Annotated in this window: 10 protein-coding genes and 1 pseudogene; 7 read left to right on the top strand and 4 right to left on the bottom strand. The window is 67.9% G+C overall.

What is annotated here, in order from left to right; translation table 11 throughout:
* On the bottom strand, positions 1–248 hold a 248-nt coding region (locus H505_RS0132940), incomplete at its 3' end, for a transposase (RefSeq protein WP_026405351.1).
* Between the two features lie 313 nt (positions 249–561).
* Between H505_RS0132940 and H505_RS0132935 the strand changes: the two genes are divergently transcribed.
* From H505_RS0132935 to H505_RS0132920, 4 genes are read left to right on the top strand one after another with little or no spacing between them, the layout of a single operon-like run.
* On the top strand, positions 562–2,157 hold the full coding sequence (locus H505_RS0132935; RefSeq protein ID WP_026405350.1) for a TIGR02677 family protein: 1,596 nt from the start codon (positions 562–564) through the stop codon (positions 2,155–2,157).
* Positions 2,150–3,559, top strand: coding sequence for a DUF2398 family protein (locus tag H505_RS0132930; RefSeq protein WP_051301457.1), 1,410 nt, complete (start codon positions 2,150–2,152; stop codon positions 3,557–3,559). Before H505_RS0132935 ends, H505_RS0132930 begins: the two co-directional genes overlap by 8 nt.
* Entirely contained in the window at positions 3,556–7,908 is a 4,353-nt protein-coding gene (locus tag H505_RS45955; protein ID WP_051301456.1) for a TIGR02680 family protein, read from the top strand. Before H505_RS0132930 ends, H505_RS45955 begins: the two co-directional genes overlap by 4 nt.
* Positions 7,908–9,164 (top strand): TIGR02679 family protein, encoded by a 1,257-nt coding sequence (locus tag H505_RS0132920; protein WP_051301455.1) that lies wholly within the window; start codon positions 7,908–7,910, stop codon positions 9,162–9,164. The genes H505_RS45955 and H505_RS0132920 overlap by 1 nt, the downstream gene beginning before the upstream one ends.
* A 452-nt stretch (positions 9,165–9,616) precedes the next feature.
* Here the strand turns inward: H505_RS0132920 and H505_RS45950 are convergent.
* Positions 9,617–9,931: pseudogene (locus H505_RS45950) on the bottom strand (IS5 family transposase); the annotation flags it as partial.
* Between the two features lie 281 nt (positions 9,932–10,212).
* Here H505_RS45950 and H505_RS49510 point away from each other — a divergent pair.
* The 3 genes from H505_RS49510 (at position 10,213) to H505_RS0132905 (ending at position 14,675) form a co-directional block, all read left to right on the top strand.
* On the top strand, positions 10,213–10,359 hold the full coding sequence (locus H505_RS49510; RefSeq protein WP_211238616.1) for an Imm32 family immunity protein: 147 nt from the start codon (positions 10,213–10,215) through the stop codon (positions 10,357–10,359).
* 222 nt (positions 10,360–10,581) lie between these two features.
* A complete protein-coding gene (locus H505_RS0132910; RefSeq protein WP_051301453.1) occupies positions 10,582–12,105 on the top strand; it encodes a hypothetical protein in 1,524 nt (507 codons plus the stop codon).
* Positions 12,102–14,675, top strand: a complete 2,574-nt coding sequence (locus H505_RS0132905; protein WP_026405346.1) for a hypothetical protein — start codon at positions 12,102–12,104, stop codon at positions 14,673–14,675. Before H505_RS0132910 ends, H505_RS0132905 begins: the two co-directional genes overlap by 4 nt.
* A 62-nt stretch (positions 14,676–14,737) precedes the next feature.
* Here the strand turns inward: H505_RS0132905 and H505_RS50350 are convergent, their stop codons facing one another.
* On the bottom strand, positions 14,738–15,217 hold the full coding sequence (locus H505_RS50350; protein ID WP_157433222.1) for a hypothetical protein: 480 nt from the start codon (positions 15,215–15,217) through the stop codon (positions 14,738–14,740).
* Between the two features lie 1,276 nt (positions 15,218–16,493).
* The coding region (locus H505_RS45945) for an integrase core domain-containing protein (protein WP_034521081.1) at positions 16,494–16,718 on the bottom strand (225 nt) is incomplete at its 5' end.

Below are 16,718 nucleotides of genomic sequence, written 5' to 3'. Positions count from 1 at the left end.
TTCTCTTCGCGGAGTTTGCGGTTCTCGCGTTCGAGTTCGCGTTCCCGGAGGCTCTTCGGGGCGCCGGCCGGTGTGGTGGACGCGTCGTCGCCGTGGCGTCTGCGGTAGTCCTTGACCCAGTTGCCCAGGGTGGTGTCGTGGATGCCGACCTCACGGGCCACATGGGCGATGGGGCGCGGGCCGTCCAGGACCATGCGGACGATCTCGTCCTTGTGCTCCTGGGTGAAATGCCGCCTCTGTCGTGCCAACGACCTTCCCTTCCGGTTCTCCCCAACTCTAGTTGGGGCCCTGTCCGGAAGATCCGTGGCACCTCAGTCCGAAGCAGCAGCCGATTGGTGCGTGGAAGGTGCCATCCGCTACGTCTGTCAGGGCGACCATGCGAAAGGCTGCGAGCGGTGCGGTGTCCCGCTGGCGCCAGAGTCGTCGGTTTGAAGCGCCTTGATCTGATGGAGCCGACCCGAAGTGCCTCTGTATTTGTCAAGTCACGGGTCAATCTGCCTGAGGTGATGTTCTGCGAAACACGTAAAGCGCGGGCCGCGTTTGGGTGATACTTGCTGCGGGATGTCTGAGACCACGAGTGAACGCGCGCTGGGGTTGGACGCGCTGGCGATCAGTGATCGGTTCCGGCTGCTGCATTTCGTCAAGCGCGACGACCACCTCACCTATCTGTGGATCTTACGGGCGATCGACCGGCTTCGCGCTGTCCACCGTGTCCAGGTGGGTGTGGATGATGTTGCGACGGTCCTGCGGGAGTTCAGCGGCGCCTACCACGATGTTCCGCTCCTCGACGACGTGACGTTGCGTCAGCGTCTGGACATGCTCGCTGATGATGATCAGGTGCTGCACCGGTTGGATGATGTGTCGCGAGCGGGGTCGCTGGCCCGGTATCGCAATCGGCAGTCGGTGTACCAGTTCACCGAACTGGGGTACCGGGCGTTCGCGCTGCTGGAGGATCTGCTGGCCGTGCGGGTTCGGGACGCCAACCTGTCGCGGCTCGCGTTCTCCGACATCCTCGATGATTTGCGATCTTTGGCGGCGGCGAACCGGGCTGGCGATGGTGAGCAGATCCACCGGCGGCTGACGAGGTTGGACGGGGTGATGCAGGACATGTCCCGCCGCTCCGCGCAGTTCCATGTGACGCTGGGTGAGATTGTGTCCTCGAATGAGGCGTCCCAAGAGCTGTTTCTGCGCTACAAGAACGCGTTGTTGTCACATATGAGCGATTTCATGGCCGAGCTCGACCGCTACCTGCCGCGCTTGGAGGCGGCGGTTGAGGAGGTGCAGGAGACGGGCGTCGCCACGATGTTGGCCCGCTCGGCCGAGGCCGATGACCGTCCCTTTGTTAGCCGCGCTGACCGGCTGGCTGATTGGGAGCGACGCTGGGAGGCGCTGCGTGGCTGGTTCACCAGCCCCGCGTCGGCGTCCGCCTCGGTCTCGGCGGGGACGACCATTGTGGCGGCTGGATCTGGAGTCGCACAGTTGCGAGCGGCGACTCGGGCCGCGGTGTCGGCGGTGATCGCGCTGCTGCGGCAGTTGGCCGAGGCCAACCGCAGCGGCGTCAACCGCTCCTCCGAGTTGCGCCACTTGGCCGCATGGATAGCAGCGGTCCCCGATGAGGACGCCGCTCACGCCTTGGCGACCGCGGCATTCAACCTCAGTTCCGCTCGGCATCTCGGCGGGGCTCACGATGATGAGGAGCAGATTCCCGCAAACCGTACCTGGTGGGACGCGCCGGGTGTCGAGGTGGCGCTCACGGTCTTCCGCACTGGGCGCAGCGCCGGCCCGGGGATCCCGCAGCCGGTCCGCGCCGATACCGGCGCGCGGGCGGAGCTTCGACGCCGCCAGGTGGAGGAGTTCACCGCTGAACGCGAGGCTGCAGCGGGCCTTGCCGAAACCGGCCCACACGGCCGGGTGCTATCGGAGCCCGAAGCCCGGGTGTTGTTCCGGCTGTTGACTAAGGCGTTGGAAGCTCGGACGGTGATCTCCGGGCGGGTCTCGGGCGGGTCTGGTAGCGACGACACCGTGACGCTGCGGCTGCGGCCCGCAGAAGTCGGTGAGGTGATCCAGATTCCTGGAGGGATGCTGCATCTACCCGGGTTCAGCCTAGAGATCACTCCTGCGGTCAAGCGTCGCCCGGTGAGAGGCCATCGTGGCTGAGCCTCGCGCCGCCGCGGACATCCCCGTCAGCGAACTCGGTTCTTTCCAAACCGCGGTCCGGTTGGTGCTGACCAACGACATCATCACTCCCACCCATCCACGGCCGGGAGTGTTGGAGCGGGTGCTGCCGTGGGCTGACCAGCTCACACGCGACCTGCGTGAGCTGTTCGGCTACACCCTCGTCGCCACCACCCATCAGGTCCGCCTCGTCCGCCGCCTGGACGTGTTGGATCCCTCGCGCGGCAAGGTGTTCGTCTCCAAGACCGGGCGGCCTTGGGACCGACGCCGGATCGCCTACCTGTGCTTGATCATGTCCACCTTCCAACGATCCCGGGTGGAAGTCAGCCTCGCCGATATGGTCCGTGCCTTTGCGCCGCTGGCTGCGGCGACCGGAGGGCTGGGATTCGACCCGCTGGTCCAGGGCCATAAGGCTGCCGTCGTGGACGTGGTGACCTGGCTGGTGGACCGGGGAGCGCTGCGCCTGTCGGACGGATCTGCCGAATCATGGGCCCGCTCAGCCGACGGCGACGCCCTGTATGACATCGACCACGACATCTGCGCGGCGCTGCTGCGGCCCGCCCGCCCGATCCAGCACCTCACCACTGCCGCAGGTCTTCTGGAGGATCCGGCGTCCTCGGTCGAGCAGCGGGTACGACGGCTGCTGTTGGAACGGCCTGTGGCGTACTTCGACGACCTGGACTCCGCAGCGGCGGCGGTGCTTCGTCGGGAGGACGTGACCGACAACCTGGCCCGCTTGACGGGGCTGGTGGCGGAACGGCGCGCGGAGGGCGTTGCGCTCATCGACGCGAGCGGGTCGTTCACCGACCGGCCGTTCCCCGGGCGCGGCGGAGCGGTCAGCCGCGCCGCCGGGCTGCTTCTGGCCAAGATCGCCGATGAGCTGGAAGGGCGGACCCTGCACAAGGTCGAAGCCGCCTCCCACGCCAGTCTGCAAGCCGACCTGTTGGACCGTATCGACGCCGGCCTCCCAGCCGACGGAGTAGTCCACGAGCTCGCCTGGGCTCCACCACAGGACCCTCCTCCACCCGGTGTTGCCATCGGCGCCCACCATCGTCTGTATTTCGTGGAACGGCACCGGCTGGAGCAGATGATCAGTGAGCTGTTTGAGGAGTTCGAGGCCTCCTCGTTCACCGCGACCTGGCAGGCCGACCCGATCGGTCTGCTCGGCGCGGTCCTGACGCTACTCACCGATCTCGCATTGCTCCGACCGAACCCCGGCGGGGTGGTGCTGTTGCCGGCCGCGCTTCGCTACCGCAACATCACCATGGCTCTTCCCACAGACGATGGTCAGCTCGACCTGTTCGGCGGGGCCGACACCACCACCAGCAGTGGCTCCAGCGATACCAGCACCGCCAGCGACGCCCGCGAAGGGAAGAGTGCATGACCCGGTTCCGTCCGACCCGCGCCGGACTGATCAACGTCTGGGACTACGTCGATGAGGAATTCGTCTTCGCCGACGGGCGGCTGGTGCTGCGCGGCCACAACGGATCCGGCAAGACCAAAGCCCTGGAGGTACTGTTTCCCTTCGTCTTGGACGGCGTCGCCGACGCCCGCCGCCTGGACCCTTTTAGCGGCGAGAACCGGACGATGAAGTCCAACCTGCTCTACCGCGGGCAGGAGTCGGAGTACGGGTTCGTGTGGATGGAGTTCGCGGGCGGCGACACTTCTGACGCGGACGCGGTCACGTTGATCATCGCGTTGCGTGCGCACAAGTCCAAGCCGGCCGCCAGCACGTCGTTCTTCGTCACCCGCAGGCGCATCGGCCTGGACTTCGGTCTGCTGTCGGCCGATTCTCGGCCGCTCACCGAACGGCAACTGGAAACGATCTTGGGTTCAGAGTGCCGTTTTGACAGCGCGACCAAGTACCGCGACGCCATCGACCATGCACTGTTCGGACTCGGCCGGCAGCGGTATTCCCAGCTGTTGGACCTGCTACTGGCGTTGCGGAGGCCACTGCTGGCCAAGGACCTGGACCCGGCCAAGGTATCGGACACGCTCACCGCCGGGCTCAGCCCCATCTCCGAGGACCTGATCGAGCAGGCGGCCCGGGATTTCGAGAACCTAGCCGCAGTGCAAAGTCTGGTAGAGGACCTGAACGCGGCCGACAGCGCGGCCTCAGCGTTCCTCCACGTCTACAGCGACTACCTGATGGTGGAGGCTCGCAGCCGGCTGAGCCGCTTTGCCGAGCGCACCAAGCAAGCGACCGAACATGCCACTCGGCTGCGTGAGGCCAGCCTGGAGATCACTCGGGCGACCACCGCCGAGGACAAAGCACGCGCCACTATGGCGGAGGCCGACAAACGCCGAACCACTCTCGAAGGCCAACTGGCCGGCCTCAAACGAGATGAGGCCTACACCGGTCAGGGGCGGTTGACCGATCTGCGCGACCGGGTCGCCGCCAGCAATCGCGATCTCAAAGAACGGCGGCGGACGCACGCCACGAACGGACGGCACCTCACCGACCTGACCCGCGAAGCGGGCGACCTCGCCGAGAAGCTGAAGCAGCACCATCTCACCGCCGGTCGCCACGGCGCCGACCAAGCCCGGGCAGCACAGACGGCAGGCATCGACGACAGCGAAACCGACCTGCAGACAGCAAAGGCACGCGCGGCCACACGCCGTGACGACGTCGACCACGTCCGCGCCCACCTCAGCGAGGTGGCCGACGCCGTCACCCGCCAACAGCAGGCCGCAGACGCGGTGTCGGCAGCCGACACGAAACTCGAGCGCTCCGAAGATGCCTGCCGGGAGGCTGAGAAAGCAGTTGACCAGGCACGGGCCCGGGCGCAGCAACTCTTGAATGACTGGATCGGTCGATGGGGTGCTCCCCTCAGCGGTGAGGCGCTCGGTGACGTCGACGTCAACCCCGCCGCGGCGATTGTGGCGGCCGACGAGGTCACCGCCCTCACTCAGGCACTGGCCGCTCTCGACGGCGAGAACGAAGCGGTGCCGCTGCCGGCGTTGTTCGGTGAACTGACCGAACAACGCCGCTCCCTCCTCGGGGACGAGCGGACACGCCTCGGCATCGAGCACCAGCGGATACGCGGTGACCGCGACGTGCTCCACACCGAGCGTGAACAAGTCGCCGCCGAACGCGACGACGCCCCCATGCTGGCCTCCACCCGTAACAGCGACCGTTCCGGACGTCCCGGCGGTCCCCTGTGGCAACTGGTCCGTTTCGCCGACGACGTCGACGACACCCAGGCCGCGGCGATCGAGGCTGCGCTGGAGGCCGCCGGGCTACTGACCGCCTGGATCCATCCCGATCCCGCGCTCACCGATGCCGCTTACCGCGACGGCGAGCACGACGCCTACCTTCGGCCGCTCCCACCGGCCCAGCGCACGGCCGGACCCACACTCGCCAGCGTCCTGACGCCTGACGACCAAGACCTGGTCCCCGCGAACGTGATCAGCGACATCCTGGCCAGCATCGCCCTCTCTTCCCTCCTGGGATCAGCGGAGGCGGGCCCGGCGGTCAGCTCGGCCGGGCAGTTCACTTTCGGCATCCACTTGGGCGCCTACAGCAAGCCGATCCCTCAATACATTGGGGCCACCTACCGGGCCACGCGCCGCGCCGCACGCATCGCCGACTACGACCAGCGGATCCACGACCTGGACCGCAAAATCGAGCAGCTGCAACGCCGGCAGCAGCAGATCGAGGAGCATCTGAAGCAACTGCGGCAGGCCCGCAGCGAGCTCCCGCCCATCGCGCCGATCCAGTCCGCACTCACCCGGCTCTCCACCACGTCCGCGCTCTTGGCCCAGGCCCGCACCGAACAAAGCGACGCCGCGAAGAAACTGAACGCCGCCACCGCCGAAACCGACGCCGCCCGCCGACGGCTCCGCCAAGCCGCCGCCGAACGGAGTCTCCCTGCCGAGGCCAGCCCGGTGGACCTCATCGCCCAGGCCATCGACGACTACCTCCAGGCGGCGCGAGAAGCAGACAAGGTGAAGGCGACCATCATCGCCATCTCCGAGGAAGCCGACCGCCGGACAGAGATGATCAACCGGATGAGGGAGGAGCACGCCGAGGAAGCGGAACGGATCGAGGAGAAGGCCGCCGCCCACCTCCACCTGACCGAAGAACTGGCAGGCTTGGAGGAGAAGCTGTCCGCACCCCTCAAACAAGTACTGGACAAGATCGGGCAGGCCGAGGCGGGCATCACGGCCGCACGCAGCGAACGGGACTCAGCCGATGAGAAGGCCCGCCAGGAACACGACGCGCGTGTGCAGGCAGAAACGGCCTACCAGTACTGCGAGCAGGCCTTGCGGGACGCGGTCACCGCACTGCTCGAGGCGGCCCATCCACTCGCTGTCTTCATCGAGACGGATTTGCGTCCTCTTCTCGGCGTAACCGCGACCACGTCATGGCCTCACAGCTCCCAATGGCTCCCCAGCGAACAGGCCACCGCACAGCTGATCCCCCTGCTGACCGCACCCGATACCTCCAACGCAGACAGCGCCGACGCCGACACTGCCAACGGCAATTCCGTCGTCCACAACGCGCTCCAGACGCTCATCCCCGGGGACGCGGCGCAACTCATCAGCCTCCTCGATACTGCCGCCACCGGCCGGTCGGCCGGTGAGAACGCCCGTAAGGCCGCACGGCAACGCCTGTCAGACGCGCTGAAGGAGTTCAACGAGGCGCTCGCCACCCGCCAGGAGGACTACCGATTGGACTGGCAGGCCGGCGACACCGTCATCACCGTGAACGTCTACGACGCTGACGGCCGCCACCCCGTCGCCGACTTCGCCGCCCGGGTCCACGACCGGTGCGAGGAGCAGAAGTTCCTGCTGGAGGAACGGGAACAGACCGTGCTGGAAAACGAACTGCTCACCGCACTGGCCCAGCAGGTGTTCGACCGCGTGTATTTCGCCCGGGACCTGGTCAAGAACATGGACGCCGACATCCGCTCCCGGCCGATGACCAACGGCCTGACCTTCGGCATCCGCTGGGTCGCCTCCGACAAGCTCACCGATTTGCAGCGCCAAGTGTCCGACCTGCTCGGCTACCAGCAACTAGGCCCCGACCAGCTCGCCCACCTCCGCCAGCTATTGCGGCAGATGCTGCGCGAATACCGAGCCGCCCACCCGCGCGACACCTATCAAGAAGCCCTGTCGGCGGTACTGGACTACCGCGCCTGGCGGACGTTTGAACTCCGCCTCAAAGTCCCCGGCGAAGAGGAGGTGAAGCTGAGCAAAAAGCGGCACACCCTGCTGTCAGGCGGGGAGAAGTCGGCCGCGATCCACCTACCGTTCTTCGCCGCCGCCAACACCATTTACTCCTCCGCCCACGCCACCTGCCCCCGCATGATCGCCCTGGACGAGGCGTTCGCCGGTATCGACGACCGCTACAAGCCCGATATGCTAGGACTCACCGTCCAATACGATTTGGACGCCTTCATGACCGGGCACGACCTGTGGATCCGCTACGACACCGTTCCCGCCGCCGCGCATTACGACATGCACTCCGACAAACTGTCCCACACCGTGTCCGCCATGCTCATCCTCTGGGACGGCACCGAACTCCTGGATGCGGGAGCTGGCTACGCGGGCAACGAGGAGCTCGCAGCCGACTTGCTCGGCTTCACCCCTACCCGGCACGCCTCCAAGAACGAGGGACTCCTCGCCGACCTGCAAGCTTTCACCGATGACGGTTCTTTCGCCGATGCCGACGCCGATCATCCCCATCAGGAGGACTACGACCAGGATTCTGAGGAGGCCGTGCGCTGATGGCGACGCCCGCCGATAGCCCCGTCAACCCGGTCACCGACACCCCCGATCTGGCACGGCTGCTGGCAGCCGCCCGCCGCTCTCTGGAACGCACCGGCGGCGACCTGAACCGCACCATCACACTCGCCCAGCTCACCGATGCCGAACGGCGAGCCGTCGGTGGCCTCCTAGGACGCCATATCGCACCAGGCGCCAAACGCGTCGAGATCAACTTGGAACAGGTAGACACCCGGCTGCGTTCCTTGTCAGGACATGGCCTGGCCGAGACACTAGGCCGCGAGAAGCCGTTGCGGGACCGGCCCGCCGAAGCAACTCGTGACAAGGCGGCCCGCGAACGGCTGCTGGCCATCGCCCACGCCAGCAGCCTCTACCGCCAAGGCTGGTTCGCTGCCTGGATCGAGGAGATCCGGGGCAACGGCACCTTCACTCGGCTGCTGAAGACGCCGGCCAGACTCAGCCATGCCGTCGCGGCCCTGGAACTCATCGACGCGCTCGACGGCTCGACCGTCACGTTGCCCAAACTCGCGACCCGAGCGACCGGCCATTCCCACGCCCTCGACCACCGCACCCCACTGTCGGCTCTGGTCCTGGACGCACTCGCCTCGCGAACCAACACACCCCGACCCGCCACTACCGAACAGCGCCGCGAGTTGTGGGACCAGTTCAACGTCATCGTCGATGACCTGGCCAGCACCGTCCTCGTCCTCAACCTCCCCGCCACAGGCAACGGACTCGGAGACTGGCTCTCAAGCGCTGCCGCCACCGCCACGCCCTTCCACATCACTCTTCATCAGATCCTCACCCACCCCCTTCACCTCGCACCGCCGCTGGTGTACGTCTGCGAGAACCCCGCCGTACTCCGGGAAGCCAGTGATGTCCTCGGGCCTACCTGCCCGCCCCTGATCTCCACACAAGGTCAGCCCTCTACCGCTTTCCACCGCCTCGCCACCAAAATCACCAGCAACGGCGGCCGGCTCCGCTATCACGGAGACTTCGACTGGCCCGGCATCACCATGACCAACACCATGACCAACCGCCACAACGCCCAACCCTGGCGGATGACCACCACTGAATACACCAACGCCGTCAACCACACCCACAGCGACGACGAACCCACGATCGGCAGCCTCAAAGGCAACCCGGAACCCACCCCATGGGACCCGCCGCTCAGCGCCGCCATGATCCGACATAATCGCGTTATCTACGAAGAAGCCGTCGTCGACGTGCTCATGGGCGACCTGAGCAATCACCAGTAATGTATGCCTTGCTTCGTATCGCATTGGTCGAAGACCTGACCCTGCCCTGACTTGCCAGGGTGGCGCTGGGGGATGGCCTGGTGTTGGCCGGTGCTGCTCCCAATCCACTTCGGGGATCGGGTCTGCTTTGGGAGTTGGAACGTCGGCCGCCCTCGGGACCGCCGCCCGGCTTGCTTCGGCGACTTCGAGGTCGGGTGGGCGAGAGGTATTTGGCGGTGGTCCGGGCTCTGGCCGGGGCGCCTGGCCATCCTTCGCACCGTTACCGGCGTTCCCGGCCGACATCTGCAAGGTCGTCTGCACCGGTTCGGCCAGGCCACCCGCCGCGGGCACTGCCCCTCCGGGCAGGCCGCGCTAAAGGTGCTCTACCTGGTCATCCGGGCCTGGTCATCCGGCAACCACTGAAGAACCGGCCGAACCTCACCGGCAAGACCCCGGGCTGAAGAACGCGCCGAGCGCGCTGGCGCTGCACTACGGTGCACGCTCACGGACCAGTCGATACGGCCGATCGAGTCGTCGTGGACCTGCACCTGGGTGAGGATCGTGTCGAAGGTGCCGTCGGCGGCCCACCGTCGGTACCGCTCGTACACGGTTTTCCAGTTGCCGTACCGGTCGGGCAGGTCCCGCCACGGGGCACCGGTGGCCAGTTTCCACAGGATGCCGTTCAGCACCGTGCGGTGATCGGCCCACCTGCCGCCCCGGCCGGGCTGAGCAGGCAGAAGCGGCTCGATCCGCCGCCACGCCGCATCGGTCAACTCATGCCGTCGCACCACGACACACCATCAACCCACACCCGCAAGATCGACCTCAGCCGAACAACAAGATTCACCGGACAGGCCCTAGAAGACTGCTGAACTGGCGCCGAACCCGAGAAGGCCGGACAAGATGCAGGTCGTCGAGAACCGGCACGTCTATATCGATTAGCCTGGCAGTGACGTTGATGCAGTGGCCCCATCGAGGTGGACGCCCCTTCTGCGCGTGAGGCGGGCTGACGTTCGACTGGGAGGACGGGTACGAGATATCGGTCGACGTCGAGGCCGGTGAGGTTGTCGTGGCCGCCAACCGGGAGGCGCTGATCTCCCTGGCGCGCCATCTGTCGACCCTGGCGCAGGAAGGCGTTTCACCCAGCGCGCACATCCATCTGACGGCTGGGCAGGAGATCGAATCTTCCAGTGACCTCATACCCGAACGCCGCTGAGCCGTCCACGCACCACTTTCCCCGGCGGCCCACCGGCCGGTCCGCAGTACCCCGCGGATAATTCGGCCAGCCATTCAATGCCCTCGCCGCCAATCTGGTCGGCGGTCCAATGAACTGACCGGCTGAGTCGGATAGGTGGATTCATGCAGGTGATTCCTGAAGTTGATAGACGAGGCCGACTCCCCGCGCGTAGGTTTCTTACGGATCTACGGAGGGGCGTGCATGTCGTTGGTGGACGGGCCCGGCTGGTCGGCCTCCGGGCTGGAACAGCGGGCAGGGCGGTATCCGCTGCGGGTCGAGGCGCCGGTAATGCGGGTGGCCGAGCTGCTCGTCCCGGGGGTTACCTCGCAGACGCGATACGTCCGCTACTACGCGTTCTACGCCGCGCTGGCCGCGCACGCCGCCGAGCACCAGCTCGACGCGGACGCGTGCCGCATGCTGCTGCGGCGCGGTGAGGCGGTGCTGGCGGGCGTCTCGCTGGTACATGACGACCCCGACGGGTGGCCGGGCATGGCCCATGGGGCGGACGAGACGAAGAGCTCGCTGGGGGTGGGGCTGCCGACCGCGCGGGTTGCCGACGCCGAGGACGCGGACCACCGCTATTCGTCGCGCGCCTGGGGATTCTGGGAGCAGTACAAGGGCCCGAGCGCGGTTCTCGGCACGGTCGGAGACGAGGGCGGAGCCTTGCGGCCGGGGCGGCATGCGTGTCCCGCCGAGGTGGTCGAACTGTTCGCGCCGCTGCTGCGGGCCGCCGAACGGGACGTGCTCGACGGGGCGCGCCTGGACGCGCTGGCGCCGCTGGCGATGCAGGCGCCGGATCGCCGTGAGACGGCGTGGATGCGGGGCCTGCTCACCGCGACACGGTACGGACGGCACGAGTCCAGGGAGTGGGAACGCGACGACCGCCGCCGGCGGGACACGTTCCGGATGCTCGCCCGGGCGTTGATGCTCCACGGCGACGAGTTCGATCGCGGTTGGGAGCACTGTGTGCGGTCGGCCGTCGCCTTCGGCGGCGAGGCCGAGACCGACCCCGTCCTGAGGGACGTCGATGGCGTCCTCGGGTGGCGCGGCCTGCTGTTGCGGAACTACTCGGTGAGTGCTTGGCGGCGGCTGTGGGCGGGCCTTGTCCGGTCGATGGGTTCGGACGGCGGAGAGGCCGACCGCACCAGGGACGAGTTGTGCGATTGGCTGATGGCGGCGATGCCCGACGAGTCCCTCCGCAGCGTCCTGGACGGGTTGCCGGACACGATGAGCGGCGGGCACCCGGCGCCCGCCGAGCGGCACGTCCTCGCCGGCGCCGACCGGCGTGACCCCGTGGTCAACGTGAAGCTGCTGCTGGTTGGCGGCCTGCGGGCGAAACAGCTCGCGGGCGAGGCCCGGACGACGTTCCTGGGAGCGCGCGACATCCTCAACCCGCTGTGGATGCGGGGCGTGATCGACGACTTCGCCGACCGTCCCATGCGGGACCTCGCCGAGCGCCTCGTGGACGACATGCTCGCGCAGTCCAGGCGCGTGGCGCTCGCCAAGATGCGTCCGGACAAGGACGGACGCATGAAGGTGTTCTCCCGCGTGCACGAGCGCGGCGGACGCTTCTACAAGACGGGCGACGAAGGCGACAGCGACATCGGGACGCGCATCCACCAGACATCGGACCTCGCGCATCAGCTCGGCCTCGTCAGGGTCACCGCGGACGGGACGGCGGAGGTCACTCCGCTCGGCGAGAGCCTGCTGGAGGTGACGGAATGACCTGGGAGTTCGCCTCGCCCCTCACTCTCCTCGGCGAGTGGCGCGACCGCGCCGACGAGGCCGACCTGCACGACCTGGTGCTGCTCGGCTTCACCGTCGACCTGCCGTTCCTGGAGAAGACGCTGATCCCGACCGCGCGGGCCCTCGGCGCGCGGGTCACCGTGCTCGGCGACGCTGCCCAGGGGCTGTACGACCCGGTGGACGTGCGGTCGGCCGGGCGCTCCTACTTCCACGGGCTCGCGGCCTGCCGGGGCGCGTTCCACCCGAAGCTGGCGCTGCTCATCGGCGCGGACGAGGCCGTTGCCGCGATCGGCTCCGGCAATCCCACGATGGCCGGCTGGGGGTATAACGACGAACTCTGGACCGTCCTGTGCGGCCGGGATGACGGCGCCCCGGTGGCACTGCAGGAGCTGGGCCTGTGGCTCACCGCGCTGGACGGCGCCGTGGCCATGCCTGCGTACGCGGCGGAGCTGCTGAGGGAGACCGGCGAGCGGCTCCTGGACTTCCGCGACGTCCCGCATCCGGCGAGGGTGCTGCACAACCTCGAAGTCGGCCTGCTTGAGCAGTTGCCGGCCGGCCCCGTGGACGAACTCCACCTGTACGCGCCGTTCGTCGACCTCGGCGGGGGCACGCTGGCGGCGATCATCGACCGGTTCGCCCCGTCCAGGATCGTCATGGGGCTGCAGGAGCGGTGGAGCAGTTACGACGGGGACGTCCTGCTGGGCGCGTTCGGCGGCCGGGACGTCGAGCTGCGGTCGCTCGCCGAGCGGCGGCCACGGCATGGCAAGCTGCTGGAATGGTTCACCGGCGGGCGATGGCACGCCCTCACCGGGAGTGCCAACCTCACCGCGAGCGCCATGATCAAGCCTGTCGCGGACGGCAACTGCGAGCTCGGGGTGCTCGCGCCCGTCCCAGGGCCGCTGCTGCCCGAAGGGGCGGCCACGCCGCTCGCGGACCTCCGGGGACGGAAGACGGCCCGACCCCACGAGGGAGGCCCGGCGCTGCTCGTCCTCGGTGCCCTGCTCACCGGCGCCGGGTTGCTTCAGGTCACGCTGGCCCGTCCGTACGCGGCGGAGGTCGCCGTCGAAGTCTCGCCAGACGGGTCGCCCGGTTCGTGGGAGACGGTCGGCACCGTCCCCGCGGGGGAGACGGTCTGCGAGTTCCCCGTCCCGGAGTTCGCGGGCGCGGTGGTGCGGATCGCCGGTGCGAGGACGGGCGGCCGGAGCGAGTCACCGCCCGTCTTCGTCGTCCACCCCGCCCGCTGCGCGCGCCGCCGGGACGGCGACGACCGGGTCAGGCTCCGCCGCGACTACACCGAGGAGGAGATCGTCGAGGACGACGAGCTGGGCCGCCGCTTCCAACACGACCTCCTCCGCCTCGGCGACCTGCTCGCCGAGCACCGGGCGGTGCAGCCCGCCCGGACTGCCCGCCCGGCCACGCTGTCGGCCGTCCACGACCAGTACGCCGCCTTCCTGGACGAGTGCGAGCGCACGTACGGCCGTCCCCTCACGCTCGGCGTCTTCGGCCGGGCCGGGCTGCCCGACCTGACCACGGGAGCGCGGTGGGACGTGGCCGCCGACGTCTCGATCGAGGACGAGGACCCGGACGGCCCGAAGCCGCCGGACGGCGGTGAGCCCGCGAAACCGGGACCCCAAGAGATGACGTCGAAGGCAAAAAGGGAATGGCGCCGCTGGACCGCGCGCGCGGTGGGACGGTTCGTCCCCGAGAAGGGCGCCGCGGCGCCGATCATGATGCGCGTCCTGCTCGCCCGCCAGTTCGTCCGGCTGCTCGCCCGGGGCGTCTGGGAGACCGGCGACGAGTCGTGGCGCGAGCCGATGGCCCGCATCACCCGAGCGCTCGTCCCCGAACCGGCGGATGACCTTCCCGATGAGGCGGTGGAGCACGTGACGGCGCTGACCGCGGTCTGCATGGGGCTGCTGCGGGGCGGGGTCTCCCTCACCGGCGGCGGTCCGCATGACCTTCTCGCCGCCGACACCTGGGACGTCGTCCGGGTGCGGATCGTCGGGGCCCGGCCCGAACGGGCAGCGACGCTGTTCATCCCTCCGGCTGTGCCCCACGCGCGGGTGCTAAGCCGCTGGGAGTTCGAGCGTCTCGCGGACCTCGCCGTCGATCCGCTCGCTGCGGCCCTCGACGAACTGGCGGCGGAGAAACTGCACGTCGAGCACGACGCCGGGCTGTACCGGGTGACCGGGAGTTTCGGCAACCCGATCCGTGCCGCCGGTCGCGTCGCCACCCGGCTCGGACGGCACGTGGACACGGTCCTCGTCCATGCGATCGGCGATCGTGGAGCTGCCTTCGTCGCCTGGCACCGCCCCTACCTCGTCCTGGCCAGCTCGCACACTTGGCGCGGCTGGCGGCTGTACCGCCTGTCCGGGCTGGTTACCCCCGAGACCAGGCTGAGCGGCGACGGCGGCCCCCCGACTATCGGGCTCGTAGGCAAGCCGGTGCGGCTGGAGGCCGTTCCGCCCGAGGCCGCGCAGGACGTCCTCGCCCGCGCAGGGCTCGACCACCTGGAGGTCGTGCGGAGGTTGACCGGCGCGGGCGAGTGATGCCGCTTCGCAACAGTTCGGCAAGGCGCAAGAGCGCCCTGACTACTACGCTGTTGCGCATGTCAACACGTTGGGCACGCGGCGATCGCCCTCTGCAATGCCGCCACCACGTGCCGGTGGCGATGGCAGAACCGCCGCGGGATCCACTTTCCAGCCTGCGGGTCCTGCTCAGGAGTTGCGTGTAGGCGCCAATTGGCCGCCCGCACTCCCGCTGCGCGGCGCCGGCGCCATGCAAACCGATTCCGGCTTTTCCAATGAGTGCCGCGGGCGCTGGTGGCCAGGTCCGCTTTGATCACGTCTTGTAGCCACCCCAGATGGCCGCCCGACAGCGTCGTGCGTGCCCCGTCGTACACGCACGTCGACTCCAGGAAGCGCGGATCGGCGCCCACCACGGCACATGCGGCGTCCATCCGCCGCACCTGACCCCGCGCAGCGTGCAGTTGCACCGCTGCCATACCGAGCAGCAGCCGCCCATGGGTGAGGTCACGGTTCCGCAGCATCGCGGTCATGACTTCCGAATGATCGCCTTTGGGCGCCGCCATCGCCGTGTCCCCAGCCTCGAACCGTATTCCAATCCGAGTATTCCCCCGATCTGTTACGGAAGGCAACGCACGGGCTCGGCGACCTGCCGTGCCAGTGCCTGGTGATCGACACGCCGGGCCTCGTCGATTCGGTTGCCATGTGATCGGTTGGTCGGGATCCGAACGCCTAGCCTGCGGATCAGGCGAGGCGGTCGGCGTCGTCCGTCATGCTGACGAAGGGGGCGAGATCGCTCCGATGGCCAGCAAAGTGTCGCCTCGGGACGGGTAATGAGCCAGTAGTCAAGGGGCATCTCGATCTCGGCGGGGAGCACCCGCACGAAACCGTCGTTACGTGAGGCAAGGAAAGTTGGATGAAGTCCGTCCGGCTTCCGGTGAGAGCGGCCGGCACGTGCGGCTGAGGCGAAGCGGGTCCGCCGCAGCCCGGCGGCTGCCGGCCCGGTGAACGCGATCGCCTGCACCGGAGCGGGCATCGCTTCGGCCGAACAGGTAGCGTAATCGCCTGCCCTCGCGAGTGCGGTGCCCCGCTTTCGGGAGCCAGAAAGGGGAGCCAGCACAATCAGACTGCTCCAGACCTGGAACGACCTGAGCAGGGCGTTTGTGCAGGTGAGAGGCTCCCCGATCGACTCAGGTCGACGTAGATCGACTTACTTTTCTGCTTCACACCGAAGAGGCCACTGGTTCGAACCCAGTATCGCCCACGTTTGTCCAGGTCAGAGGCCTGCTCTCGCAGAGAGCGGGCCTCTTATCGCTGTTCGGCCCTGCCGAAGCGGTCACCAGTTCGCTGAGGCATCAGCGCAGGTCAGCCGCCCGTCGGTGGTTCGCATCGTGCGTGATGGGGCGCGTGGGGCAGATCTGGGGCGCGGATCTTGCCCCAGCTCAAAGGTGGTCAGCCGGTTCGGCCTGGGTCCAGTGACTCCTCGTGTTGGACACGCGCTCTGCTGCCAACCGCCACTCGTGCCGGTAGACGGCGTGAAGCCCACCGCCAGGATGACCTGGGCCGATGCCGCTGTCCCATGTATGGGCGACCCACCCGCTTGACGTGGACCTCTCCTCCCTTAGGTCTTGAGGGCCAAGGGACGCCGCCGTTGGTGTCCACTTCTGAACGACGGTCGGCCACAGCCTCGCGGGAGGGCCTGTGAGTTCAACTGGGAGGAATGCGGGGGACCATCTTTCTCCCACCCGAATGAGATCACCAGTCCGTTCGTCAACCGGGAACTCTCTGTGAGGGGCCACGCGTTTTCCGGACAGCTTCTTCATGGGTGATCTGCGGGCAGATCTACGCTGCTTGTTGCCGATCCAGGTACTCGTTGTGGACCTCCATAGGGGTCCGGTACCCGTTCGCGGAATGAAGCCTGCGTCGATTATAGAAGCCCTCGATGTACTGCACAACCGCGCGGCGGGCCTTGGCTCGTGTGGCAAATACCATACGGTTGAGCCACTCGTTCTTCAATGCCCCGAAGAACGACTCGGCCATGGCGTTGTCCCAGCACACACCGGTTCT

Origin of the sequence: Actinomadura rifamycini DSM 43936 (assembly GCF_000425065.1) — a bacterium.
GTDB lineage: Bacteria > Actinomycetota > Actinomycetes > Streptosporangiales > Streptosporangiaceae > Spirillospora > Spirillospora rifamycini.
Note: the sequence above shows the minus strand (reverse complement) of the source record. Positions and strands in the feature narration are given on the sequence as shown.

What these genes read in the sequence shown, in the direction of transcription:
- H505_RS0132935 (WP_026405350.1), top strand. Translation starts at nt 562, where the DNA reads ATGTCTGAGACCACGAGTGAACGCGCGCTGGGGTTGGACGCGCTGGCG.
- H505_RS45955 (WP_051301456.1), top strand. Translation starts at nt 3,556, where the DNA reads ATGACCCGGTTCCGTCCGACCCGCGCCGGACTGATCAACGTCTGGGAC.
- H505_RS0132920 (WP_051301455.1), top strand. Translation starts at nt 7,908, where the DNA reads ATGGCGACGCCCGCCGATAGCCCCGTCAACCCGGTCACCGACACCCCC.
- H505_RS0132910 (WP_051301453.1), top strand. Translation starts at nt 10,582, where the DNA reads ATGTCGTTGGTGGACGGGCCCGGCTGGTCGGCCTCCGGGCTGGAACAG.
- H505_RS0132905 (WP_026405346.1), top strand. Translation starts at nt 12,102, where the DNA reads ATGACCTGGGAGTTCGCCTCGCCCCTCACTCTCCTCGGCGAGTGGCGC.
- H505_RS50350 (WP_157433222.1), bottom strand. Translation starts at nt 15,217, where the DNA reads ATGGCGGCGCCCAAAGGCGATCATTCGGAAGTCATGACCGCGATGCTG.